This window comes from Novosphingobium sp. AAP83 (assembly GCF_001295795.1).
Lineage (GTDB): Bacteria > Pseudomonadota > Alphaproteobacteria > Sphingomonadales > Sphingomonadaceae > Novosphingobium.
This window is the reverse complement of sequence record NZ_LJHY01000004.1, coordinates 47,635-72,723: the sequence shown is the minus strand read 5'-3', so window position 1 is coordinate 72,723 and position 25,089 is coordinate 47,635. Positions and strand designations below refer to the sequence as shown.

Sequence of the window (25,089 nt, the reverse complement as noted above, 5' to 3'; positions counted from 1 at the left end):
CGTTAACAACGCGCCGGATCGTGCATAACGAGAGATGGAATCAGGCGATTAGCCGAGCTTGCGCAAGGGTTCCGATCCGTCCCAATTCTTGCCGGCATCCTTTATCATCTGGAAGATGCCGTCGGCTCCGGTCATGTTCTGGAGCAGTTCGATGACGTGGCCGGGGCCGCCTCCGGCATCGACATAGATCACCGCGCCATCGGCACCGACGGTTCCCTCAACAAGGATCTCCGCGCCCGCATCGGCACAGGCTGCGCGGGCTTCATCGATGGAATCCACGAAGATGCAGATGTGGTGCAGGCGGTCGGTTACCGCATATTCGCCAGTGTAGATCGATGGTTCGGCGTTTTCCGCGCGGATCAGTTCAATCTGGACATCTCCCCAATAGGCGATGGCGATGGAAAAGACCGCGCCTGTGGGCACACCTTTGTATTTGCAATCGCCCAGCGCCACGTTCTCCATCAGGTAGAACGGGCCGACGCCCATCGTCTCGGTCCAGTATTTTACCGCCGCATCAAAGTCTTGCGGGAGATAGGCGAGCTGGCCGACCGGGCCAAGGTCTGTGATCTTGCGGGTCATGCGAATAGCCCTTCTGGAGCTTCGAGCAGGTTCTTGAAGGTTTGCAGGAACTGCGCACCTGCCGCGCCATCAATCGCGCGGTGATCGACCGAGAGGGTGAAGGAGATACGGCTTTCGAACGCGATTTCGCCGTTATCCGCCTCGACCGCGACGCGGTTCACCCCGCCCACGGCAAGGATCGCACCTTGGGGCGGGTTGATGATCGCATCGAAGTTTTCGATGCCGAACATGCCGAGATTCGAGACGGAGAAAGTGCCGCCGTCCATGTCTTCATAGCCGAGTTTGCCTGCTTGTGCCTTGTCGATCAGGGCGCGGGTGGTGGCCGCGATCTGGGCTATGTGCATGCGGTCTGCCTGCCGGACGATGGGCGTGACAAGGCCTTTGGGGCTGGCCACGGCGATCGACACATCGGCATGGGCAAAGCTGTTCACAGCATCGCCATGAACCTGGACGTTGACATCTGGATGGCGGACCAGCGCGAGGGCGACGGCCTTGACGATGTAATCGTTGATTGATGCCTTTGCACCGAGCACGACATTGGCGGTTTTGCGCAAGGCGATCAGATCATCCACCCGCGCCGATGAGCGCAGATAGAAGTGCGGGATGGTCTGCTTGGCCTCGGTCAGGCGTTTGGCGACGATCTTGCGGATCTTGTCGAACGGTTGGACCGTGGCGGGATTGGCGACCAGTTCGAACGCAGCACCGAACACGGGCGCAGCCGCCGTGGTCGGCTTTACCAGTGCAAGGACATCGGCCTTTGAAATGCGACCTCGCGGGCCGGTACCGGTGATGCCGGACAATGCGATGCCGTGGGTTGCGGCAAGGCGGCGGGCGAGTGGTGATGCGAAAGCTTCGGCACTGTCCTCGATCAGCGTTGCGCTGCCCTTCAGCGCGGCGGCGCGTTCGGGGCGGGTGGCCTGGACCACATCCTGATAGGTGATGCGGCCATTACGGTCCGATCCTGCGATGGGTTCAATGTCCACGCCTTCGGCTTCGGCAAGCTTGAGCGCTTCGGGGCTGATTGCGCGGTTGGTGACGATCTTCCTGGGTGCGCGTGCAGGTTCTGCCGCAGCCGGAGCTGGTGCAGCGGCGGGCGCAGACGCAGGCGCGCTGCTGCCAGACTTTGCCGCAACCGATGTTTCAGCGGGCTTGAAGCCTGCGATGAAAGCGTCGATTTCGGCATCGGGCGTATCGGCATCGGCAAAGACGCCAAGCAGCGCGCCCACGGGATGGGCGTCTTCGCTGGCAGGTGTCAGCAGGCGTTTGAGCACTGCGTCGTATTCCGCCTCAACCTCATTGGTGATCTTGGCGGTTTCGATCAGGCAAAGGACTTGGCCCTTGGTAAAGGCGTCGCCTTCCTTGACCATCCATTCGGCGATGGTGCCCTCGGTCATTTCGATGCCCCATTTGGGCATGCAGAACGGGCGGATATTGGCCATGTTCTGGCTCCTCAGCGGTAAGAGAGAACCTTGCGCACCGCCGCTTCGATCTTGTCGACCGAAGGAAGGTAGGCAGATTCCAGCTCGCGCGCGAATGGGACGGGGGTGTGTGGCGGATTGACGGCCAAAGGTGGCGCTTTCAGCGCAGCAAAGGCCTTTTCGGCAACCAGCGCGCAAATGTCGCCTGCAAGGCTGCACCGTGGCGGGGCTTCGTCCACCACGATCAGGCGTCCGGTGACTTCGACCGAATCGAGGATGGTTTCTTCATCGAGCGGGCTGGTGGTGCGAAGGTCGATCACATCGCAACCGATGCCTTCAGCTGCGAGCCTATCCGCCACCGCTTCGCAAAAGCCGAGGAGGAGGCCGGTGGAGACGATGGTGACGTCTTGTCCGGCGCGGCTGAGGCGGGCGTGACCGAACGGGATCATGTATTCAGGATCGTCGGGCACTTCGCCGCTCATCCCGTAAAGCGCCTTGTGTTCAAGGAAGATCACCGGATCATCATCGCGGATGGCGGTGCGGAGCAGGCCCTTCACGTCGGCAGGGGTGCTGGGCATGACGACCTTGAGGCCGGGCATGCCGGTGAGGATCTGGTGAACGGCCTGGCTGTGCTGGGCCGCAGCGTTGTAGCCCGCGCCATAGGCCATGCGGATGACCGCCGGGCACTTGGTCTTGCCGCCGAACATGTAGCGGAATTTGGCGAGCTGGTTCCAGATCTGGTCGAGGGAGACGCCGATGAAATCGGCAAACATCAGTTCGGCAATCGGGCGCTTGCCCGAGAGTGCGAGCCCTGCTGCCGCGCCCATGATCGCGCTTTCCGAGATGGGCGTATCGATTACGCGATCAGCGCCGAATTTGCCGAACAGGCCGGTCGAGGTTGACCAGATGCCGCCGATGGCTTCGGGGCCGCCGGGCGTGCCCATGCCACCGACAATATCTTCACCCAGGCAGACGACGTTTTCGTCGCGAGCCATTTCTTCTGCGATCGTCGTAACAACGGCGTCGCGGTACATCATTTTTGGCATAAGTCCGCTCCCCGGCTTAGTACGAGATATAGACGTCGGTGAGGACGTCTTCGGCGGTGGGACGATCAGCGGCTTTGGCTTGGGCGACCGACTCTTCGATGACTGCGAGCACTTCGGCATCCAGCGCATCGAGATCGGCGTGGTCCAGCACGCCTGCATCGGTCACGCTCTTGCGGAAGTTCTTCAGGCAATCGCGGAATTCGCGGATACGGTCGAGTTCGCCCGGGCCGCGATAGCGCTGCGGATCGCCTTCGAAGTGGCCGAAGAAGCGTTCGGTATCAAACTCAACCGCTGCCGGGCCATTGCCGGGAACGCGCACATATTCGAGCACTTCGCGCATGGTTTCAAACACGCTGAAGAAATCGGTGCCATCGCCGCGCCACACTTTCATGCCGAAGGCTTCGGCGCGGCTGGCGATATCGCGCTGTGTGCCGACGGCGTATTCAAAGCCGGTGTGTTCGGAATAGTGGTTGTTTTCGAACACGAAAATCGTGGCCGCCTTGGTGACGACGGCCATGTTCATGGCTTCGAACGTGGTCCCCTGATTGCAGGCACCATCGCCCGAGAAGGTAATCGCGACGTGGCCTTTGCCATCGATCTTGCAGGCAATGCCCGCGCCGACTGCGATCGGTGCGCCCGCGCCCACAATGCCGTTTGCGCCCAACATGCCCTTGTCGACATCGGCGATGTGCATTGATCCGCCCTTGCCTTTGCAAAGGCCTTCGCGGCTGCCCCAGATTTCCTTCATCATGCCGTTCACATCGCAGCCTTTGGCAAGGCAGTGGCCGTGGCCGCGATGGGTGGAGACGATCTTGTCCTCTACCGAGAGGTGTTCGCACACGCCGACCGCGACGGCTTCCTGCCCGCAGTACAAGTGTGTGAACCCGGCGATTTCACCGGTTTGAATATCGACGTGAAGGCGCTCCTCGAATTCGCGGATCACTTTCATCTGGCGGTAAGCGCGCAATAGCGCCTCGCGGCTCAGTTGCATCCTTGGTCCTTACCTTTTGTTTTTGAAGTTGTGTTTTCAAACGTTGCGTGCGGCACAAAGCCCACCCCGCTGCGACTAACCTCACTGCGTTCGGTAAGTCTCGCTGCCCTCCCGCTTGCGGGAGGGCAGATGTTGCGCATTATTCCCCCCTCCCGCTTGCGGGAGGGGTTGGGGGTGGGCTTGTTCCAGCGCAAAGCCATCATCAAAGCCCGAGCACAGTGCGGGCGATGATGCCCGACTGCACTTCGTTGGTGCCGCCGAAAATTGTCCACGCGCGGCTGTTTAGATAGCGGGCCGAGGCGACTTGTGCTGCTTTGGAATGCACCGGGGCCGGGGCGTTATCGCCATAGAAGGGGCGCGCGAATTCGAGTTGCAGGCCTGCGGTACCGTAAAGATCGACCGCGAGCAGATCGACATCCTGCCGCAAGTTTGATGCGAGCAATTTGCACAGCGAGGTTTGCGGACCCGGCGGGCGGCCTTTGGCCACTTCGGACAGGATTTTGAGTTCGATCATTTCCAGCGACTGGATGCCAAGGCGCACTTTGGCCATGCGGCGCTTCCATTCGGCATCTTCGGCCAGGACCCCGCCACGGCCATCGGGCTCATCGGCGGCGGCGGCTTCAAGCTGACCCAGATCATATTCAAGCTTGGGTGAATGGCATGACCCGCCGCGTTCGTTTTCGAGCAGGAACTTGGCCAGCATCCAGCCATCGCCCTCTTCGGCCACGCGGTCTTCCACCGGCACGATCACGTTTTCGAGGAAAACCTGATTGACCTCGTGATCGCCTGCCAGCGTTAGAAGGGGGCGGACCTGTATGCCGGGCTGGTTCATATCGACCAGCAGGAACGAAATGCCCGCCTGTTTTTTGCCTTCGCTATCGGTGCGGACAAGCGCAAACATCTTGTTGGACCAGTGCGCATGCGTGGTCCAGATTTTCGAGCCGTTGAGCTTGTAATAGGTGCCATCATCCGACAGCGTGGCGCGGCATTGCAGGCTGGCAAGGTCTGATCCGCTGCCGGGTTCGGAAAAGCCCTGGCACCAGTAATCTTCGCCCGACAGGATGCGGGGCAGGTACTTGGCCTTTTGTTCGGGCGTGCCGAAAGTGTAAATCACCGGGGCGACGAGTTTGAGGCCGAGTACGGTGAGGTTGGGAGCGCCCGCCAACGCGCATTCTTTTTCGAAGATATAGCGCTGAACCGGGCTCCAGCCCGTGCCGCCTGCTTCGACCGGCCATTGATAGGCGAGCCAGCCTTTTTCATTGAGGATTGCGTTCCAGCGCTGGCCGATATCGGGCTCGACAAAGACGGTGGGCGATGCGGCAGCGCCGTCCTTGATTTCGGGCAGCAAGTTGGTGGCCAGAAATGCGCGCACTTCGTCGCGGAAAGCCAGTTCTTCGGGTGAAAGGGTGATGTCCATCGGTTCTATCAGCGTTCGAGGATGGTCACGGCCGAAACGCCCGGCGCGCCATAGACATGGGTGAATGCAGTTTTGGGATCGCCGGGGACTTGCCGACCGCCACCATCCCCGCGCAATTGTACGACGTTTTCATAGACCTGCCGCAGGCCCGATGCGCCGATGGGTTCGCCGCAAGCAAGGCAGCCGCCATCGGTGTTGACGGGCAACTTGCCGCCGATTTCGGTCAACCCTTCGGCCAGCCAGCGTTCCTGATCGCCATCGGCGCAAAAGCCGTTTTCGGCCATGTGCATGATTTCAGCGCCCGCTTCGGTATCCTGCAACTGGGCAACGGCAATGTCTTCAGGCCCGATGCCTGCCATGCGAAATGCATCGGCGCTGGCGATGCGGGTGGCTGTGGCCTTGCCGCCGCCGATATCGATTGACGGGGCGAAGACTTCAAAGCTGCCCGGAGGGCGCGTGCGCATGGCGGCGGCCTTCAGGCGGATCAGCGGTTTGCCCAGTTCGCGCGCCTTCTTTTCGCTGGCAAGGATCAGCGCGACGCCGCCTTCTGCGGGCGAGCAGAACATGTATTTTGTGTAAGGATCGGAAACCAGCGGCGCATCAAGGATGGTCTGGATATCGACCGGTTCGCGCCGCCATGCGTGATCGGCGTGGACGGCGTTGCGGAAGGCCTTGTTGGCGACGCGGGCGAGCGAGGTCTGGCTGATGCCGTGTTCGTGCATGTAGCGCGTGATCTTGTTGGCAAAGAATTGCGTCGTGATCATGTAGCCTGCATCGCCGTACCATTCGGGCAGGTTGTATTCGGACGGCAGGGCGTTGAACGCGCCGCGCGGGTGCTTGTCAAAGCCGACCGCCATGCCGATTTCAAATTCGCCAGACTTGATCGCCATTTGCGCCGAGAACAGCGCAGAGCCGCCTGCCGCGCAGCCATTGCGCACGTTGATGAACTGCACGCCGGTGAGGCCGAGGCGTTCGACCATCGTATCGGGATTGCCCGCAGCATCTGATCCGCCATAGGCGAACTGGACATCGGGCCATGCGATCCCGGCATCGGCGAGCGCTGCGCGCACGGCGACCACGCCCTGATCGAGGCCGGAGGTGCCATCGGTGCGGCCAAAGGGGTGAATGCCGATGCCGACGATGCAGACGTCCCCGCTCATGCGCTGGCTCCGATAGGTTGGAAGGCGTAGATCAGGACCGGTTCTGCGGCATCGGGATCGAGCGGGATCAGGGTCATTTCCAGCGGCATGCCGATGGTGATCGCGTCAAATGCAACATTGGTCAGCCGCGCTTCGACGATGACCTGGCCCGGCAGTTCGACGTAGCCGACCGGCCACGGGCGGAAGGCTTCCGGCCCGGCGTAAGGCGGGGATTTGGGGCGATAGCGCTGGATGGTGTAGGACCACAGCGTGCCGGTGCGCGACAGAGGGATAGGGGCAAAGCGATCCCCTGTTGGACACGGAAACACGATCCGCCCGCTCTCAAGGTCTTGCCCGCCAATCAGCCGAGGCTGGGCCTCGTCGGTGAACAATCCGTCTGCAATGGCGTGGCCGGTTACCTGCATTACTCTCCCGATCAGGTGCGATTCTTTAGTCGTCCCCTTAAGCCACCTGAAATGCCACTTTGCCGACTCTGCAAAACGCTAGGGTTGTCGCTTTTGCCAGGATGACCGATGAAGCGCCCCGCCGCTGCCAGCAAGATCAAGTGGCGAGCGAAATGTAGCCCAGCTGTGCGGCCTTGAAGACGGTCTGGCTGCGGTTGACCGCGTTCAGCTTCATCGAGGCGTTGTGGATGTGGAAGCGTACGGTGGCGCGGCTGCGGCTCATGATCATCGAGATTTCGAGATCGGTCTTCCCGATCGCGGCCCAGCGCAGACATTCCACTTCGCGTTTGGACAGGCGCGATCCCGAAGGCAGGGCCTGGGCCGAACCCATCGCGTGCACGTAGCTGGCGATGAAGGTGCGCGCATAGATGCCCAACGCATCGCCGATTTCGAGGAACACGTCGTCCAGTTCGGTGATGGCAGGATCGAGCGGGTTGAAGCTGACCGCGCCGATTTGCCCGAACGGCAGATGCACCGGCACGACGATGGCGCTGCGCGTCATCGCGCGGGTTTCAAAGTTCGTCAGGTCAATCGCGGTGAGATAGTGATTGGGCTGGCGCGTGTGGAAGCCGTTGGCGTTGGCCCAGAAAGGTTCGCTTTCAAAGCGGCAGGCCGATGTGATCGGCGAATCGAGCGCGATGCGCGAATTGCGCCACCACACTTTCTCGTCATTCCAGCCGAACACGTCCCGCGCGAGGATGTTACCGTCGGCATCAACGGGGGTGCGTTTGTCGGCAATATCGTGGGCAGGGGCGGCGCGCAGCCCCGCTGCCATGGCAATCTTGTGGAGTTCTTCGGCCGCGCGACGCACGTCCTTGGGACCTACGATCCGCACGGCGTCGATGGCTTCGACCGAAAGTTGCACAAACCTCTCCTGTTCTTATTGCCGTACCCATACCGGTCGCGCGCTTGCTAAACAACGGCGCGATTGGCAAAATCGCCTAGTCTTTTGCGCAGCGTGGCGGCATCTTAGACAGTGGTAAGGGTTACCTCCGAGGAGAGGTACGTGAATTTTGATCTGAACGAAGACGAAGAAATGCTGAAGGCTTTGGCCGAGCGCTTCGTTGCCAACAATTATGACTTTGATTCCCGCCGCGGTTACCTCGGCGGCTCGAACGGCTTTTCGCCGGATATGTGGGCGATGCTTTCCGAATTGGGGCTGATTGCTGCGCCGCTGGCCGAACAGAGCGGCGGCATGGCGCTGGATGCAACGGCCATTGCCACAGTGTTTGAAGCGCTGGGCAAGGGGCTGGTGGTTGAACCGCTGATCGAAAACGTGATGAGCGCAGCGCGCCTGTTCGAGCGGGTTGCGCCTGAAGAGATCAAGGCCGTCTGGATGAAAGCGCTGGCGACGGGCAGCCGCCGCATGGCGCTGGCCCATGCCGAACACGCAGCACGCGGCGGGCGGACCTATGTGGAAACACGCGTTGATGCCACGGGGGCACTGACCGGTGCCAAATCCTGCGTGCCCGCAGGGGCCGGGGTGGATGGCTATATCGTCAGCGTGCGCGAGAGCGGGGCTGTGACCAGTGCTGATGGCGTGGCGATGTATCTGGTGAGCGCCGATGCGCCGGGGCTTTCGGTCAATCCGTGGCGCATGGTGGACGGGGCGGTTGCGGTTTCGCTGACGCTGGCGGCGGTTCCGGCAATCCGGCTGGGTGGATCACTGGCGGATCTTGAAGAGAACGACCTCCTGGCATCGATTGCCCGATCAGCCGAGGCTGTGGGCATCATGCAGCATCTGTTTGATGCGACGCTGGATTACTTGCGCACGCGCGAGCAGTTTGGCGTGCCGCTGGGCAGCTTTCAGGCGATCCAGCACCGCATGGCCGCGCAATATGCGGTGATCGAACAGGCGCGGGCGTTGCTGAACCTTGCCATCGTGTCTGCCGGATCAGACCGTTTTGCCTCTGCCGTCTATGGTCTGCGCGCGTTTATCGCGCCAGCGGCGGTGGAATTGGGGCATGAGATGATCCAGTTCCACGGCGGCATGGGCGTGACCGATGAACTGTTTATCGGGCACGGGCACAAGCGGCTGCTGGCGATTTCGCGCTGGCCCGATGATCCTGAAGTGGCGCTGGACCGGTTTGCTGCGGTGGGTTGAGGCGGTTGGCGCATAGGCTGTAAGCCCACCCCCGACCCATCCCGTAAACGGGAGGGGGGAAGAAGGGGAAATCACTTCGTCATTGCCAACCCCGCCCAGCGGGGAGACGCAATCCAGATCGCGGTGTATGGCGCTCTGGATTGCTTCACTGTGCTCGCAATGACGACGTTGGGGGTTATGCTTTGGCGGGGCGGTCTTTCAGCCAGCCGATGCCGCGCCGGAGCAGGTCGTAGAATACCGGCAAGTCCCATGCGCAGCGATCCACTGTGGGCCACCAATCGAGCATGGGTTGAAGGTCATAGTGTCCGCGACAATGGCCTAGCGTGTTATAGAGCACTGCGCCTGCGCCGTGGTCTTTCAGGTACATGACCGGGTGCGTGCCGATAGCGTCTGCCGCTTCGACAAAGCCGGTGCCGGGGACGGTGCATTCGGTTTCGAGCAGGACGTGCAAGTGCCCGTGGCATTCCATGTGATAGAGCTCGTCCGTGGTTTCGAACGGTTCGATCCCCCGGGTCAGCGGGTGATCGGGGTCTGCCACGGTGACGGTGTAGGGCGCGATGGGCGGGTGGCTGATGAACTGGCTGCCGAGCATGTCCATCATCAGCGGTGCCCAGCGCGGCGCATCCCACAGGCCCTTGTTCGGCCCGTCTGCCAGCAGGCGCAGCACCGAATTGGTGCCGTGGAGCGCATACCAGCGCCCGCCAGCTTCAAGCCAGCCGCGCAAGGCTTCCTGCGCTTTTAGCGAGGGGGTGACATCGCAGGTGTAGGTGATCAGGATATCGGCGGCCTTGATCGCCTCGATGTTCTCGTAATCCTCGAACACGCGGGTGCGCACGGATGGGTCTTCGGCAAGGAGCTTGAGCAGTTCAAGCCGTGCAAAGTCCATATCGTGCCACACGCCGCCACAGACGAGTACGCAATCAATGCGGGGAGGATGCGCCGTATCGGTCATTCAGCGGCCCCTGCGCCCAGATATTTGTCGAGCGTCTGGTGGAACTGGCGGATGCGGATTTCCTGATAATCGCCAAGGTTGATCTTTCCGGTTTTCGAAGCATGGAGGCCATCCTGCACATAGGGCAGGTTGTCCATGTCCTGTTCGAACACGTGACCCAAAACGCCCAGTTCAGGCGCGTCGGTCCATTTCTGGTCTTTGGTCAAAAGCTTCATCGGCACGCCGTGCGGCATCGGATCACCCTTCTTGACGCGCGCAATGATGCGCACTTCCATCAGGCAGGTGTCGGGCGTTTTTCCGGGACGCCAGCGGTAGACGATGTTCGGCATGAACCCGCCCCAGGGCGCGAAGTTGGGGAACACGTTGTAAACCAGGCCGTCGAGCAATTCGGCATCGGTGGCGTCATCGTGATCATAGCCGGTTTGCGCGGAATAGCCTGCGCGCATGGCAGCGCCCAAGGCGGCGCGCGCCGTCATGCCTTCGGGCACGCTGACGGCGAAGGGATCGCCCGCCGCGTCATAATTGTCGGCGCTGCGGCCATTGTACTTGCAGAATTCGTCAACGATCCACTGCTGCGTTTTGCCATCGGGATCGACGTGCGGGGACATGATCCCGAACGGCACATGATTGACGTTCACATTATCGCCATAGATCCAGTAGGCGCTGTTGGCATCGCCGGTGAAGGGCAGCAATTGCGGGTGCGTGACGACCGTGTGCCACGCCTCCATGAAGGCTTCGGCGGTCACCTTCCAGTTGGCCGGGACTTCCTTGGCCACCCAGATGACAGTGGTGCATTCTTCATGCCGCCAGCGTTTGAAGAATTCGGGCAGGGGGGCGAGGTATTCCTCAAGGCTGGGGCCGCCCTTTTCCTCACGCAAGAAGATATAGCCAGCCCAACGGCCGACTTCGGCTTCGGGAAGGGACATTTTTTCAGCCGATAAGTGCTTGAAGTCCCATGAACAGGGCATGCCGTCAAAGCTGCCGTCCTTGTTCCACGCAAAGCCGTGGAACGGGCAGGTAAATTTGTCCGCCGTGCCATCTTCGGTGCGCAATTTACGGCCACGGTGCAGGCAGACGTTGTGCATCGCCTTGACGCTGCCATCTTCCTGACGGCTGATCAGCCAAGACCGGCCCGCGTTTTCAAACACGGTGTAATCGCCAGCTTCGGGGATATCTTCTTCGCGGGCGGCGAATTGCCAGACGTGGGGCCACATCTTTTCGCGTTCCAGACGGGCGAAGTCCTCGCTGGTATAGCGACTGGCGTCCAGCGGTTCGGAGCCACGGTATTCGTAGCTTTCTTCGGTGAGGATCGCGGGCGCGGGGCGCGAATCCTGCGCCAACAGTTCCTGCCAACTGATTGCTTCGCTACGTGCCCTGCCGCCTTCAAGGGTATCGCGGCCCATGTTGGGATCGCTGTCAGCCATTTTTGTTTCCTCACCCACGATTCACGCCCGCGTCTCGGGCAATGCCGCCGGTTTTGATCCACGCACGCGCGCAAGTCACCTTGCTGAAAGCATAGGTTGCACAGGCGCGTGGCAAGCGTAACCACTTGCACGATAAATTCTTACGGATTCTCGCGGGAGAGAACAGTGTCAAACAGGCTTGCAGGTAAAGTCGCGCTTATCACCGGTGGTACGACCGGGATTGGCGCAGCAACAGTGGCGCGGCTGAGTGCCGAGGGTGCAAAGGTGTGGTTCACCGGATCGAAAGAGGAGGCTGCCGCTGCGCTGGTGGCTGAAACCGGCGCGACTTTTCGTAAGCACCGCGTGCAGGAAGCTGCCGCATGGGCACCGTTGATCGATGAAATCATCGCGACCGAAGGCCGTCTCGACATCGTGTTTGCCAATGCGGGCACCGAAAGCGGCGATGCCAGCATTGAAGATGTGGGCATCGAGGGTTGGGACAATGTCGTGGCGGTCAACCAAACCGGTGTGATGCTGACCGTGCAGAACGCGATTTTGGGTATGAAGCGCAATCCCGAAGGGCCTGCGGGATCGATCATTATCAACTCCTCGATGAATGCGACGCGCCCCTTAGGCAATTATGTGACTTATTCGGTGACCAAGGCGGCGGTGTGCGCGCTGGCCAAATCGGCGGCGGTGCATTGCGGGCAGCAGGGCTATCGCATCCGCGTCAACGCGATTTTGCCGGGCGTGGTGGAAACCCCGCTGATCCAGCAGATCATGAATGCGCAGCCCGATCCTGCGGCGGCGCGTGCGATGTATGAAGGCATGGCTCCGCTGAAGCGCATGGCGCAACTGAATGAAGTGGCCGGATTGGTCGCCTATCTTTCGAGCGATGAGGCCGGGTTCATCTCTGGCGCAGAATACGCAATCGACGGTGCGACGACCGCCGGAATGATGGGGGTTTGAGGTTGATGGAATTATCTGCACAACGGCTGAAGGGCCGCGTCGCCTTTGTATCGGGCGGACTTCGCGGCATCGGCCTTGCCTGCGCCCGGCGGTTTCTGGCCGAGGGTGCCGAAGTGGTGCTTTCAGATCTTGATGCCGAAGATGGCGATACCGCGCGCGAGGTGATGGCACAGCTTGGCCAGGCCGCCAGCTATATCAGCGCCAACGTGGCCAAAGAGGAAGACTGGGGGCGCGCGATTGCACTGGTCAAGGAACGCCACGGCAAGTGCCATATCCTTGTGAACAATGCCGGGATCGATCTGACCGGCCCGGTAGAGGATATGACGCTTGAGGGCTGGCGGCGGATCATGTCGATCAATGTCGATGGCGTGTTCCTTGGCACCAAGCATTTCGTGCCGCTTATGGCGCAAAGCGGCACCGATTTCCGGGGCGGTTCTTCGATCATCAATGTCAGTTCGATCATGGGTCTGGTGGGGATGAACGAGGTTTCGGCCTATAACGCCAGCAAGGGCGCGGTGCGGCTGTTTACCAAAGGCATCGCGATTGAATTTGCGCAGAAGAAAATGCCGATCCGCGCCAATTCGCTGCACCCCGGCTTTGTCGAAACGCCATTGTTGAAGGCGGGCTTCCAGCGCTGGGTCGATCAGGGCTTTGCCGAAAAGCCCGATGATCTGGTGGCAGGTGTGGTGGGGATGACGCCGCTTGGTCGCCTTGCCCAACCTGAAGAGCTGGCTTCTGCCGCGTTCTTCCTCGCATCTGAAGATTCAAGTTACATGACCGGTGGCGAGCTTGTCATCGACGGGGGATATACGGCGCAATGACAATCGCTTTGGACAACGTGGTGGCCGTGGTCACCGGGGCTGCGGGCGGGATCGGCCGCGAACTGGTGAAGGCGATGAAGGCCGCCCATGCGGTGGTGATCGCCACCGACATGGCCGCTTCGGCAGATATCGAGGGCGCGGATCACTATTTGCAGCATGACGTGACCAATGAGGCTGATTGGCAGGCGGTGGCCGCGCTGGTGCAGGAAAAGTACGGGCGGCTGGATGCGCTGGTGAACAATGCCGGTATCTCTATCGTCGGCAAGTTTGACGAGACGCCGCTTGCCGACTTTCACCGGGTGAACGCGGTGAATGTGGATGCGGTCATTATCGGCTGTCAGGTGTTACTGCCATTGCTGCGCGGGGGTGGCAAGGCGCGCGCAGGTGGCGCTTCGGTGGTCAATTTCTCAAGCGTGGGCGGATTGCGCGGCGCGGCCTTCAATGCGGCCTATTGCACCAGCAAGGCTGCGGTGAAGATGCTGTCAAAGTGCCTTGGCGCCGAGTTTGCCGCGCTTGGCTATAACATCCGCGTCAATTCGGTGCATCCCGGCGGGATCGATACCAGCATGTTGGGATCGATCATGGACCGCTATGTGGAACTGGGCGCGGTGCCATCGCGCGAGGTTGCACTGCAAGGCATTGTGGCCAACCACCCGATTGGCCGCATGGGCCGTCCTGATGAAATGGGCGGCGGCGTGGTCTATCTGTGTTCGGAGGCCGCAAGCTTTGTTACGTGCAGCGAATTCCTGATGGATGGCGGTTTCAGTCAGATTTGATAGTCAAAGTGGGGCGGGGCATTGTTGCTCCGCCCCATTTTTTCAATCAGCAAAAATCGTGCGGTAGGCCCGGCGCGTAAATTTCCATGCGCCGTCAATCTTGCGCAGTTCGTCGGTGTAGCATCCGGTGGTGTGGATGCGTTTGCCTGTGGCGGGATCGTCGTAAATCTCGATGGTGTAGGCGATGGCATTGGCCTTATCGCCATCCACTTCGATGGATCCGGGTTGCATGAAGTAGATCATCGGTTTGGTGCAATTGTCCAGACCGTAATGCTTCATCGATTCCACCCAGCCTGAAACGATCACGTCCTTGCCGGTAAAGCCGCCAAGATCGGGATAATCGGGCAGTTCCCAATAGGCATCTTCTGCCCAGATTGAACCCCACAGTTCGGCGTCCCTGGTCATCACGCCGTGGGCGTGGGTGTCCATCAATTCGCGGATGGCGGTGCGATCCTCGATTGGTCCGGTAAATGGCATTGGCGCTTAACTCCTTACCAAGCGTGGGTTTCACCGTTCCATTTCAGGAAATCGCCCGATGTTTCGAGCGTCCAGTTGGCCGCGACATTACGGATGCCGGTGGCGCTCTCTTCGGGCGTGAGGTCCGCGCCTTCGCCGCCCATATCGGTTTTCACCCAGCCCGGATGAACAAGGCCAATGATCACGCCGCGATCCTTGAGGTCAACCGCGACCGAGCGCATCATGCGGTTGAGACCGGCTTTGGCGGCAACATAGGCGTAGAAACCGCCATAGGGCCATGTCGAGGCGGCAAGTTGGCTGGAGATGTTGATGACTTTAGCGCCTGCTCCCAAGCGGGGGAGGAAGGCGTGCAAGACGCGCAGCGGGCCTTGCACCATAATGCGGTTGGTATCGTCCCACGCTGCCCAGTCTGCACCGTCAAGTTCGGGGGCTTCGGGGCCAGCGATCCCGGCGACGTTGTAGAGGATGTCGATGGCAGCGCTGCCGGTATCGGCAGCACCGGCCTTGACCGAGGCGTCGTTGCCGACGTCCATCTGATGGACGGTCAGACTGCCGCCTGAAGATGCGGCCAGATCGGCAAGGCTGGTTGCGCCCTGCGGATCGCGCACCAGCGCCAGTACCTGGTCCCCTGCTGCGACGTGCTGCCTTGCCAGTTCCAGCCCGATCCCGCGCCCTGCGCCGGTAATTGCGACGATAGCCATAGTGCCTGCTCTCCCATCTTGGTCCCGCGCTGTGCCGGGATGTGTTGGCGATTGTTTGCACCAGTGGTGCCGGTGGGACTACTGGTGTTTCAGCGAGAAATCCGGCTAGCCTGCCGCAAATTTGGAGGGCAGGGCCTCAGGCCTTGTAAAGCGCCCTGATGGCTTGCATCGAAAGTTGAAGGACCATGTCGATGCGCTCTTGCCCGAAGACGGGGCGGTGCAACAGCAGGCCCGAATGCACCGCAATCGCAAAGTCGCTGCCCAGCTTCATCGCGTGCCACTGATCGCGCCATTGCGGGAACGATTCGATCATTTCGGCGGTCCACACTTCGTCATAGCGGCGGGCGGCGGGTTCGAACGCGGCGTTGAGTTCCGGATCGGTGCGCGCGGCCACGGCCAGTTCGACATAGGCGGCATATTCGCGCGTTTGCACGCTGCGCCAGTGTGCCTCCGTTGCCAGATCGATTAGTTCCACGTCGCTACGCTGCGCCACTGTGCCCAGATAATCATCGAGAAACAGGCGGATGCGCTGGTAGAAAATGTGATCGACCACGGCTGCGACCAGATCGATGCGTGTGGCAAAGTGGTGGTGCATGGCCCCGCGTGACACGGCTGCGCGTTCTGCCACTTGTGCAGTCGTTAAACCGGCATAGCCGCCGCTTACCAGACAATCGACCGCAGCTTCGAGCATTTTAAGCCGCGTTTGCGCGGATTTGCGTTGCTGCCAGCGCACGGGTTCATCGCCCAGAGCGGAGGGGCGCATCGCATCGAGCATGCGCTTTTGCATGGTGGAACCGGACATCGTCATCGTCCTGTCATGCCTTTTCGCGCTTGCCAAGACCTCCTGACAAAACCGCTAGTAGGCACATCACCAAGGATAGGATCATAAAACAGGCAGCATCGCCTGTTATTTGGCGATTCGTGAAAGGAGGCGACCGGCGTGAAATGTCGGCGCCCGACCATGGGAGGGAATTGATGAAAGCGATAAACGCCATTCGTCTGATGTCCGGGCTTTCGGCCTTGGCACTGGTCACCGCGCCCACGTTTGCCGGAGCCCAAGAGGCACAAGCCGAAGCCAGCACAGGCGGCATCAGCGAAATCATCGTTACAGCGCAAAAGAAGGCCGAGAGCATCCAGTCGGTGCCGATCTCGATTGCGGCTGTCAGTGGCGAACAACTTTCGGCGATGAACGTGACCACGTTGCAGGCGCTGCAAGGCTCTGTTCCCAACGTGCAGATCGATAATTTTGCCAATACGCCCAACAATGCGGTGTTCACCATTCGCGGCATCGGCGTGATCGAACCCGATCCCTACGCCGGCAATACCGTGTCGATCGTGGTTGATGGCGTGCCGCAGTTCTTCTCGATGGGGGCGCTGCTGGATACATATGACACGGGCCGCGTTGAGGTCCTGCGCGGGCCGCAAGGCACGCTGTTTGGTGCAAACACCACAGGCGGCGTTGTCAACGTGGTGACGAACCAGCCGACCGGCGAATTTGGCGGTTATCTGCGCGGCACATACGGCAACTGGAACCGGTTTGATGTGAATGCATCCATCGAGGCACCGCTGGTTAAAGATGTGGTGAGCCTGAAGGTTTCGGGCATCCACACCCAGCGCGATGGCTGGGTAACGAACGTGTGGAACGGCGAGGACATGGGCCGCAAGAACGTGGACGCGGTGCGCGGCCAGTTGCGTATCACGCCCAATTCCGATCTGACGGTTACGCTTCAGGGCGAATATGTGGCCGCGCGCAATGGTGCGCCGATTGTCGTCAACGGTGGGTTGCCGGGTGAGGCGAACCATGTTCCCGAAGGCACCTTCTGGAATGGTGCCAAGCTGCCGATGTACCGCAGCCCCTGCGCTGTGCCCAACCAGCCTTGCGTTGCGCCAGACGAATATCTTTCGGGCAACAATGAAGTGCCGGACCAGTCGGACATGACGACGAAGTTCTTTGTCGGCACCATCCAGTACGACAACACTGCGCTGGGCGATATTACGGCGATCACCGGTTACAAGCGTTTCACCCTGTTCGAATATACCGATCAGGATGGCACGGCGAAAACCAACAATGCCACCCGCCGACGCACGCAAGGCTGGCAGTTCAGCCAGGAATTGCGCAGTTCATTCGATGTGGGCGACAGGTTCAATGCCGTGGCCGGTCTGTTTTATCTGAAGACGGATTATAACCACTACCAGATGTACCATCTGGACTTCGCGCTGCCGGGCCTGATCCAGTATAATGTTCAGGATCAGGCAACGGAATCGTTTTCGGCCTTTGTCCAGAGCTATACCCAATTGACAGACCGGCTGAAGCTTTCAGCAGGCATCCGCTATACCCATGACAAGATCGATGCGCGTTCAACGCTCGACACCGGGCTTGGCAGTGAAGCGCTGACATCGGCGCAATGGGACAAGTTCGATGTCGTGTTCCCCGGCAGCCTTGATGTGGGCGGCAAGAAGAGCTGGAACAATGTCGGTTGGAAGATCGGCCTTGATTACGAGCTGGCGCAGAACCAGTTGCTTTATGCAAGCTGGGCGCGCGGGTTCAAATCGGGCGGCTTTACCGGGCGCATCGGCGTGGCGGCAGATGGCGATACGCCTTATGGCCCGGAAAAGGTCGATACGTTTGAAGCCGGTCTGAAGGCTGATTTCTTTGACCGCAAGGTGCGCGCCAACTTGTCGGTATTCTATACCAACTACCGTGATATGCAGGTTGCGCAGATCTATTTCGATCCGGACACCAACGTGCAAGGCAACCGCATTCTCAATGCCGCCCAGTCTGAAATCAAAGGCTTCGAGCTGGAGATGCAGGCCGTGCCGGTGGATGGTTTGACGCTGCGCGGATCGCTTGCCTTCCTTGATACGAAGTACAAGAATTTCCTGTATTTTGATCCGGTAGCTGGCTCCACACTCGATCTGGAAGGCTTTGCCTTGCAGAATGCGCCGCGCTGGGCATCGACGCTGGGCGCAAACTTCACCACGAAGCTGCCCGATGACAGCAGCGTGGTGGCCGATGTGAGCTGGATGTATACCGCGTCGAAGTTTTATACCGCCGTGGTCAACACCCCGCGTTCGACCATCCAGCCGACATACTATGTTGATGCGTTGCTGACCTATTACGGGCCGGACAAGAAGTATTCGATTGGCCTGTGGGGCAAGAACCTGTTCGACAAGCGTTACATTTCGACGGTGTACGACAGCCCCGGTTACATGGGTCTGGTCGGCTATGCTCCGCCACGCCAGTTCGGCGTATCGGCTGGCTTCAACTTCTGATCTGAAATCCTCCCTAGCCCTGGTTACTTCACTGTAACCGGGGCACTTTTTTGGAAGGACATGGGCCTTGATCGGGACTGACGACTTTATCGCCCGCGCAGGCATCGCCAATGCGCTGGCGCTGCATAGCCGGGGCGTTGACCGCGCCGATGCAAATTTGCTGGGCGCGGCCTATCACGACGATGCGACCGTCGATTACGGCTTTTTTGCAGGCCCTGCGGCAACGCTGGTGGGGGTATTGGTAGAGGCGCAAAAGGGCGCGTTGCCGACGCTGCACCGCACATCGAATTGCTGGATCAGGGTGGATGGCAATCGTGCCACATCTGAATCCTATGTCATCGCTTATGTTGAGGAAGAGGCGCTGCAACGCTGGGTGTTCGGGCGTTACCTTGACCGCCACGAATGCCGCGACGGGCAATGGCGGCTGACCCATCGCACCTATGTGCTGGACGGCAATAGCAACCGGGTGTCGACCGCAGCACGCAGCGATCCGCCGGTCGCGCCTGACCATTATGTCCCCGCAGGCGCAAAGGGGGCGGCTGATCCGGGCCGTGCCCTGCTCGCCTTTCATGCAGCCAGCGCCAGAGGAACGACTATGACCGCAACACCAGACCGCGAAGCCGCGCTTGAAGCCGCTCTTGCCAAAGCCGAAATCCACGACTTGTGCATGGCCTATGCGCGCGGGGTGGACCGCGCCGATGAAGCGCTGTTGGCATCGATTTTTACCGATGATTCAACCGTTATCTCCGGCGTCGTGAACGGATCGGGCAAGGACTTTGCGCGCGATATTGCCGCGTTTGTAAAGACCAACCTTGAAATGTGCTTCCATTCGGTTGCCAACGAATGGGTTGATGTGCGTGGGCATGAAGCCGTGGGCGAACATTACGCGATTGCGCAAATGGTGCAGGCCGGAACCGAAGTGCTGACCGGCGGGCGGTATATTGACCGCTATGTGAAGCGGGAGGGCAAATGGCTGATCTAGTCGCGCACGTTTGTGGCGGATTGGACCCATTCCCATCCATCGACGATGAAGCATGACGGCTTTTACGAAGCGCTGACCAACCGTGGCTGCTTTGGCAGTGCAGACCCCGTTTACGCCCACTGGGCAGCATAAGGAACACCGACATGGGCAAGATGGAAGGTAAAGTTGCGCTGATTACCGGCGGCGCATCGGGGTTGGGCGCGGAAGACGCGCGCGTGCTGGCGCGCGAGGGCGCAAAGGTGGTGATTACCGACATGCAGGCGGAACTGGGCGCGGAAGTAGCCGCCGGTATTCCGGGTTGCGTGTTCCTGCACCATGATGTGCGCGATGAGGCGCGCTGGCATGAAGTGGTGGCTGAAACCATTGCACGGTTCGGGCGGCTGGATGTGCTGGTCAACAATGCGGGGCTGGTGCGGTTCGGCACGGTCGAGGAATTGTCGTACGAGGAGTACAAGCTCCAGACCGATGTGATGGCGGGCGGCACGTTTCTGGGATGCAAGGCGGCGATACCGCACATGAGCCGGGACGGGTCGGGTTCGATCATCAACATGGCATCAGTTGGCGGGATCAAGGGGATCAGCGTTATTCCGGCTTATGCTGCGGCCAAGGCGGGCATCATCGGCATGACCCGTTCGATCGCGGTGCATTGCCGCGAACAGAACTATCGTATCCGCTGCAATTCGATTGCGCCGGGCGGCATTGTGACGCCGATGACCGCGCAGGCGCTGGCCGAGTTGCCCGCCGATGCTGCGGGGCTGGATCAGGTGCATAACCACGGCATGGGCCAGCCGAGCGATATTGCCAACATGGTGCTTTACCTTGCCTGCGATGATGGCCGCCACATTACCGGCACCAATATCGTGATCGATAATGGCGAAACGATGGGGTGAGCGGCGGGGTGAGCGGCGGGCATTTGTGCCCCTATCCTAAAAGCCAAGCGCCAGCCGCTGCGGACTCACGCATGATCCCCGGCAAAAGATCGAGAGAGGATCACTTGTTATGACCGCAGCGCGCCCGGACCATGTGCCTGAAGACCGTATCGTTGACATCGACATCTATATGCCGCCCGGCCTTGTGGAGCACGGGTTCCACAAGGCGTGGAGCGACCTGACCGCGCACAATCCGGCGGTGGTGTGGACTCCGCGCAATGAAGGCCATTGGATTGCGCTGGGCGGCGAGGCATTGCAGGAGGTGCAATCAGATCATGAGCGTTTTTCATCGCGCGTGATCGTGCTGCCCAAATCGATAGGCGAGCAGCATGGCCTGATCCCTACGACCATCGATCCGCCGCAGCACCGCCCCTATCGCCAATTGCTGAACGCGCATCTGAACCCCGCCACGATCCGTGGCCTGTCCGAAAGCATCCGTGCCACCGCGATTGAACTGATCGACGGTTTTGCAAGCCGGGGGCACTGCAACTTTACAGCGGAATTTGCCGAACAGTTCCCCATCCGCGTGTTCATGGCGCTGGTGGATATCGATGCGGCCGAAGCGCCAAAGATCCGCCACTGGGCCGAATGTATGACGCGGCCCGGGATGGACATGACGTTCGAGCAGGGCAAAGCGGCGTTCTTTGAATATCTGGCGCCGCTGGTGGATGCGCGCCGCGCCAATCCGGGTGGCGATATGCTGAGCGGGATGCTGGCCGCCGATATCGGCGGCCGCACCCTGACCCGTGATGAGGCGCTTTCATTATCGACGCAAGTGCTGGTGGCGGGGCTGGATACGGTGGTCAACGTACTGGGCTTTATCCTGCGCGAACTGGCGGATGACCCTGCGCTGCGGGCCGATCTGCGCGCGCGGGGTGCAGATACGATGCCGGTGGTGAACGAGCTGTTCCGGCGTTTCGGGCTGGTAACCATCGCGCGCGAGGTGCGCCAAGATACCGAATTTCACGGGCTTCAGTTGAAGGCGGGCGACATGATTGCGATCCCGACGCAAGTCCATGGACTTGATCCGGCGATCAATCCCGATCCGCTGGCGATAGATCCGGCGCGCAAGCGGGCGCGGCATTCGACGTTCGGCAGTGGGGCGCACATGTGCCCCGGTCAGGAACTGGCGCGCAAGGAGGTGGCGATCACGCTGGAGGAGTGGCTGAAACGCATTCCCGAATTCAGCGTGGGCACAGGCAGCGACCTTTCGCCCGTGCCCGGTATTGTCGGTGCGCTGCGCCGGATCGAGCTGGTCTGGCCTACCTAGCGCAAGGGACAGGTTGAGGCGAGGCGGGGTTGAGTTCATAAAAAAGGTCAAGCTGCCGGTTTTAATTGGCGGCATCGGAGAGTGTCATGTTTGAAGCCATCAATCCCCACGGTTTACCCGAACCCGCAGAACCCGGCGAACTGGCCTCTATCCGCTGCCCCGGTGCGCCGAGCATGCAGGAAATCGTGGGCCGCGATGCCTTGCCGCCGCCTGCGGTGCTGGCGATGGAGGAGCCGGCTTATCTGGGTAGTGCGCCGGTTTCGGTGAACCGCTATTTTGATCAGGATATTTTCGAGTCCGAGATCGAGAAAATCTGGAAAAAGACCTGGCAGTGGGTGTGCCGCGAGGATCACATTCCCGAGCCGGGGGATTTCTACACTTATGAAGTGGCGCACTTATCCTATGTGGTGGTGCGGCAGCAGGACATGTCGGTTCGCGCCTTCGTGAATTCGTGTTTGCACCGGTCAACCAAGTTCAAGCGCGGAGAGGGAATCGGTTCGGGCGACAGCCTGCGCTGCCCCTATCACGGTTGGACGTGGGACAATGACGGTTCGCTGAAGGCGGTGCCGTGCGCATGGGATTTTGCGCATATCGATCCTGCCAAAACCGCGCTGCCGCAATTGCGGGTGGGGCAATGGGGCGGTTTCATCTTTATCAATCCGAGCGCGGAAGGCCTAAGCCTTGAGGAATACCTCAGCCCCTTGCCGGAGCATTTCAAGGATTGGGACATCGCCAACCGGTACGTCGCGGTGCATGTTTCGAAGGACCTGCCGTGTAACTGGAAGACCGCGCAGGAAGCCTTCCTTGAATCGTATCATGTTCTGGAAACGCACCCGCAATTGCTGAAAGGCGTGGGCGATGCCAACGTGCAATACGATTGCCATTCCGACACGGTGACGCGCTTCTATGCCGCCAGCGGTGTCAATTCTCCGCACCTTGCCAATCCGCTTTCCGAAAAGGAATTGCTGGCCACGATGATCCTTGGCGACACGGATTCACGCGACGATAGCCTTGATGTGCAAGAGGGCGAAACCGCCCGCACGGTGATGGCCCGCCATTTGCGCAAGGTGATGGGCGCGCTTTACAAATGCGATCTTTCGGCCGTTTCGGACAGCGAGATGATCGACACCATCGAATATCACATTTTCCCTAACATGGTGCTGTTCCCAGGCTTGTCCTTGCCGATGGTCTATCGCTTCCGGCCGATTGGCAGCGATCCGAACCGCACCTTGTTTGAAATCCTGTTTCTGCGGCCCAATCCTGAAAATGGCGTGGCACCCGAACCGCCCGAGCCGTTCCATGTGGCCGAGCGCGACAGCTATGCGACCGCGCCGGGATTTGATGCGGCGATGGGCCATGTCTATGATCAGGATACGGACAACTTGCGCGCCCAGCAGCAAGGCTTCCGCGCCAGTGCCTTCGGCGTGCAAAACCTTGGCAATTATCAGGAATCGCGCATCCGCCATTTCCAGATGGTGATCGACAAATATCTGGCGGCAGAGGGCTGAAGCGATGTCATTCGATATGGAAGCCGAAGTCCGGGACCTTTGTGCCCGCCGGGATATCCACGATGCGTTATGCCGGTACATGCGCGGGCAGGACCGGCTGGATCCCGAATTACACCGCAGTGCGTTTCATGACGATGCCTGGGTTGATTGCGGGTTGATGCAGGGCACCGCCGATGAATTCGTGGCGTTTGCACAAGGTTTTCTGGCTGATCTGGGCGGCAGCCAGCACATTATCGGGCAGGCGCAGATCGATGTGCGTGGGGCTGAAGCCTCGGGCGAGGTCTATTTCTATGGCTGGCATCGCACGACCGAAGGTGGTGAGGCCAAGGATCTGGTCGTCGCTGGGCGTTATGTTGACGAATACACCTGCAAGAATGGGCAGTGGCGCATCAGCCGCCGCCGCGAAATAGTAGACTGGGCGCGTACCGACCCGGCGGCTGACGGTTTCCTTGAAGGCAACCCGCTGGTCAGGCCGGGGCGGCGCGGAACAGACTTCAGCCAGACCCGCGATTGGCCGGTTTGACAAAGCGATTCAAGAGGATGCCAAGATGACCGTCCAAGACACAATTTCCCGTTATTCCCCGGAGTTCGACGTGGCCGTGCGCGGCGATACGATCACGGCGGATCGTTATATCACGCGCGAATGGATGGATCTGGAAAACAAGCACTTGTGGCCCAAGGTCTGGCACCTGGGCGGGGTGTTGGCCGATCTGGAAGAAGAGGGCGATCTGGTCCGCCACAACTTTGGCAAGGAATCGGTGATCATGGTCCGTCAGGCCGACGGATCGGTGAAGGCATTTTACAACACGTGCCCGCATCGCGGAAACCGGCTGGTGTTGGGCGATGTGGCTTCTGCCCCGCGCATCACCTGCGGCTATCACGGCTGGCAATATGCGCCCGATGGCACGCTGGTGCATGTGCAGGACCCTGATGATTTTGCCGGTGGCAGCCCTTGCGGCAAAGTGAAGCTGGCGGAGCTGCGTTGCGAGACGTGGGGGCCGTTTGTGTTCTGGTGCATGGACGATGATGTGGCGCCGCTGCGCGAATGGCTGGCCCCGCTGACCGACCGCCTTGCAGGCTACAAGCTGGACAACTGGGTGCGGGTGTTTGCGGTTTCGGCAGATTGCGAATTCAACTGGAAGATCATCCGCGATAACTTCAACGAAAGCTACCACCTGCCCACGATCCATCCGGAACTGGCGACCTTCATCAACGATGGCCTGCCCACGACCGTGTTCGAGATGTATGAAAGCGGGCACAATGCGATGTGGATGATCGGCCATCAGGCCACGAGCCGCAAGGATTACGTCAGCGGCGACGTGCCTCCCGGCCTGTATGAAGCGGCGGAGGCCTGGGGCATTGATCCCAAGGAATATCGCGGCCGCACATCGGACATCCGCGAAGCTGTGATCAAGGCCAAGCGCGAGCGCGGCGCGGATGCTGGTTATGATTATAGCGCGATGACCGACCAGCAACTGGTGGATTATTTCCACTGCACGCTGTTCCCCAACCTGACGCTGACGATGTCTCCTGAACAGTGCCAGATCCTGCGCACCGAACCGCACCCGACCGATCCTGAAAAGTGCGTGTTCCAGCACTGGTGCCTGTATCCGCAGAACGAAAAGCTGGCCGAGGTTGTTACCCCGGTTGGGCCGGCTCCGCTGCGCCATGACGCGCTCACGCGGCATTCGGTTTACGGGGATGGGGTTTCGGTAGGCTATGTGGCCGATCAGGACCTTTCGATCGGCACGACCCAGCAACAGGGCCTCAATTCGCGCGGCTTCAAGGGCTGCATCTTGCCGGGGCAGGAAAAGCGCGTGCAGCGGTTCCATGAGCGGCTGAACGATTTTGTATTGAACAAGGATTGATG

Annotated in this window: 24 protein-coding genes; 11 read left to right on the top strand and 13 right to left on the bottom strand. The window is 60.4% G+C overall.

The annotated features are described in order from the left end of the window. Window positions 1-48 precede the first annotated feature (48 nt). The 8 genes from IP81_RS03265 to IP81_RS03230 form a co-directional block, all read right to left on the bottom strand. Window positions 49-579 (bottom strand): VOC family protein, encoded by a 531-nt coding sequence (locus IP81_RS03265; protein ID WP_054106552.1) that lies wholly within the window; start codon window positions 577-579, stop codon window positions 49-51. Continuing rightward, window positions 576-2,018 (bottom strand): 2-oxo acid dehydrogenase subunit E2, encoded by a 1,443-nt coding sequence (locus IP81_RS03260; RefSeq protein ID WP_054106551.1) that lies wholly within the window; start codon window positions 2,016-2,018, stop codon window positions 576-578. The genes IP81_RS03265 and IP81_RS03260 overlap by 4 nt, the downstream gene beginning before the upstream one ends. Window positions 2,019-2,029: 11 nt before the next feature. Further along, window positions 2,030-3,043, bottom strand: coding sequence for an alpha-ketoacid dehydrogenase subunit beta (locus IP81_RS03255; RefSeq protein ID WP_054106550.1), 1,014 nt, complete (start codon window positions 3,041-3,043; stop codon window positions 2,030-2,032). Window positions 3,044-3,059: 16 nt separating this feature from the next. After that, entirely contained in the window at window positions 3,060-4,034 is a 975-nt protein-coding gene (locus IP81_RS03250; RefSeq protein ID WP_054106549.1) for a thiamine pyrophosphate-dependent dehydrogenase E1 component subunit alpha, read from the bottom strand. Window positions 4,035-4,236: 202 nt separating this feature from the next. Further along, window positions 4,237-5,451 (bottom strand): acyl-CoA dehydrogenase family protein, encoded by a 1,215-nt coding sequence (locus tag IP81_RS03245; protein ID WP_054106548.1) that lies wholly within the window; start codon window positions 5,449-5,451, stop codon window positions 4,237-4,239. Between the two features lie 8 nt (window positions 5,452-5,459). Beyond that, a complete protein-coding gene (locus IP81_RS03240) occupies window positions 5,460-6,611 on the bottom strand; it encodes a thiolase family protein (protein WP_054106547.1) in 1,152 nt (383 codons plus the stop codon). After that, entirely contained in the window at window positions 6,608-7,015 is a 408-nt protein-coding gene (locus tag IP81_RS03235; protein ID WP_054106546.1) for a Zn-ribbon domain-containing OB-fold protein, read from the bottom strand. Before IP81_RS03235 ends, IP81_RS03240 begins: the two co-directional genes overlap by 4 nt. Window positions 7,016-7,151: 136 nt before the next feature. Further along, window positions 7,152-7,919, bottom strand: a complete 768-nt coding sequence (locus tag IP81_RS03230; protein WP_054106545.1) for a LuxR C-terminal-related transcriptional regulator — start codon at window positions 7,917-7,919, stop codon at window positions 7,152-7,154. Window positions 7,920-8,060: 141 nt separating this feature from the next. On the opposite strand from IP81_RS03230, the gene IP81_RS03225 reads away from it, so the two are divergent. After that, window positions 8,061-9,158, top strand: a complete 1,098-nt coding sequence (locus IP81_RS03225) for an acyl-CoA dehydrogenase family protein (protein ID WP_054106544.1) — start codon at window positions 8,061-8,063, stop codon at window positions 9,156-9,158. A 175-nt stretch (window positions 9,159-9,333) separates the two neighbouring features. Here IP81_RS03225 and IP81_RS03220 read toward each other — a convergent pair whose 3' ends face one another. Beyond that, window positions 9,334-10,110, bottom strand: a complete 777-nt coding sequence (locus IP81_RS03220) for a ThuA domain-containing protein (protein ID WP_054106543.1) — start codon at window positions 10,108-10,110, stop codon at window positions 9,334-9,336. Further along, entirely contained in the window at window positions 10,107-11,534 is a 1,428-nt protein-coding gene (locus IP81_RS03215; protein ID WP_054106739.1) for an SRPBCC family protein, read from the bottom strand. Before IP81_RS03215 ends, IP81_RS03220 begins: the two co-directional genes overlap by 4 nt. 165 nt (window positions 11,535-11,699) lie before the next feature. Between IP81_RS03215 and IP81_RS03210 the strand changes: the two genes are divergently transcribed. From IP81_RS03210 to IP81_RS03200, 3 genes are read left to right on the top strand one after another with little or no spacing between them, the layout of a single operon-like run. Then, window positions 11,700-12,482: an SDR family NAD(P)-dependent oxidoreductase gene (locus tag IP81_RS03210; protein ID WP_054106542.1), complete on the top strand. Its 783-nt coding sequence runs from the start codon at window positions 11,700-11,702 to the stop codon at window positions 12,480-12,482. 5 nt (window positions 12,483-12,487) lie between these two features. Continuing rightward, a complete protein-coding gene (locus IP81_RS03205) occupies window positions 12,488-13,303 on the top strand; it encodes an SDR family NAD(P)-dependent oxidoreductase (RefSeq protein WP_054106541.1) in 816 nt (271 codons plus the stop codon). Further along, entirely contained in the window at window positions 13,300-14,079 is a 780-nt protein-coding gene (locus tag IP81_RS03200; protein ID WP_054106540.1) for an SDR family NAD(P)-dependent oxidoreductase, read from the top strand. The genes IP81_RS03205 and IP81_RS03200 overlap by 4 nt, the downstream gene beginning before the upstream one ends. 42 nt (window positions 14,080-14,121) lie before the next feature. Here IP81_RS03200 and IP81_RS03195 read toward each other — a convergent pair whose 3' ends face one another. From IP81_RS03195 to IP81_RS03185, 3 genes are all read right to left on the bottom strand, one after another. Then, window positions 14,122-14,556 (bottom strand): nuclear transport factor 2 family protein, encoded by a 435-nt coding sequence (locus IP81_RS03195; RefSeq protein WP_054106539.1) that lies wholly within the window; start codon window positions 14,554-14,556, stop codon window positions 14,122-14,124. 14 nt (window positions 14,557-14,570) lie between these two features. Continuing rightward, window positions 14,571-15,257 carry an SDR family oxidoreductase gene (locus IP81_RS03190; protein WP_054106538.1) on the bottom strand — a complete coding sequence of 229 codons (687 nt, stop codon included), beginning with the start codon at window positions 15,255-15,257 and terminating at the stop codon, window positions 14,571-14,573. A 136-nt stretch (window positions 15,258-15,393) separates the two neighbouring features. Continuing rightward, on the bottom strand, window positions 15,394-16,059 hold the full coding sequence (locus IP81_RS03185) for a TetR/AcrR family transcriptional regulator (protein WP_054106738.1): 666 nt from the start codon (window positions 16,057-16,059) through the stop codon (window positions 15,394-15,396). A gap of 173 nt (window positions 16,060-16,232) precedes the next feature. On the opposite strand from IP81_RS03185, the gene IP81_RS03180 reads away from it, so the two are divergent. The 7 genes from IP81_RS03180 to IP81_RS03150 all read left to right on the top strand — a co-directional run bounded on the left by IP81_RS03180 (window position 16,233) and on the right by IP81_RS03150 (window position 25,087). Then, window positions 16,233-18,530: a TonB-dependent receptor gene (locus IP81_RS03180; protein WP_054106737.1), complete on the top strand. Its 2,298-nt coding sequence runs from the start codon at window positions 16,233-16,235 to the stop codon at window positions 18,528-18,530. Window positions 18,531-18,597: 67 nt separating this feature from the next. Further along, window positions 18,598-19,512: a nuclear transport factor 2 family protein gene (locus IP81_RS03175; protein WP_054106537.1), complete on the top strand. Its 915-nt coding sequence runs from the start codon at window positions 18,598-18,600 to the stop codon at window positions 19,510-19,512. Between the two features lie 143 nt (window positions 19,513-19,655). Then, on the top strand, window positions 19,656-20,402 hold the full coding sequence (locus tag IP81_RS03170; protein WP_054106536.1) for an SDR family oxidoreductase: 747 nt from the start codon (window positions 19,656-19,658) through the stop codon (window positions 20,400-20,402). Window positions 20,403-20,511: 109 nt separating this feature from the next. Further along, window positions 20,512-21,711 carry a cytochrome P450 gene (locus IP81_RS03165; RefSeq protein ID WP_054106535.1) on the top strand — a complete coding sequence of 400 codons (1,200 nt, stop codon included), beginning with the start codon at window positions 20,512-20,514 and terminating at the stop codon, window positions 21,709-21,711. An 86-nt stretch (window positions 21,712-21,797) separates the two neighbouring features. Further along, window positions 21,798-23,219: an SRPBCC family protein gene (locus IP81_RS03160; protein ID WP_054106534.1), complete on the top strand. Its 1,422-nt coding sequence runs from the start codon at window positions 21,798-21,800 to the stop codon at window positions 23,217-23,219. A 4-nt stretch (window positions 23,220-23,223) separates the two neighbouring features. Continuing rightward, window positions 23,224-23,742: a nuclear transport factor 2 family protein gene (locus IP81_RS03155; RefSeq protein WP_054106533.1), complete on the top strand. Its 519-nt coding sequence runs from the start codon at window positions 23,224-23,226 to the stop codon at window positions 23,740-23,742. 25 nt (window positions 23,743-23,767) lie between these two features. Then, complete coding sequence (locus IP81_RS03150) at window positions 23,768-25,087, top strand: SRPBCC family protein (RefSeq protein ID WP_054106532.1); 1,320 nt, start codon at window positions 23,768-23,770, stop codon at window positions 25,085-25,087. Window positions 25,088-25,089: the final 2 nt, after the last annotated feature.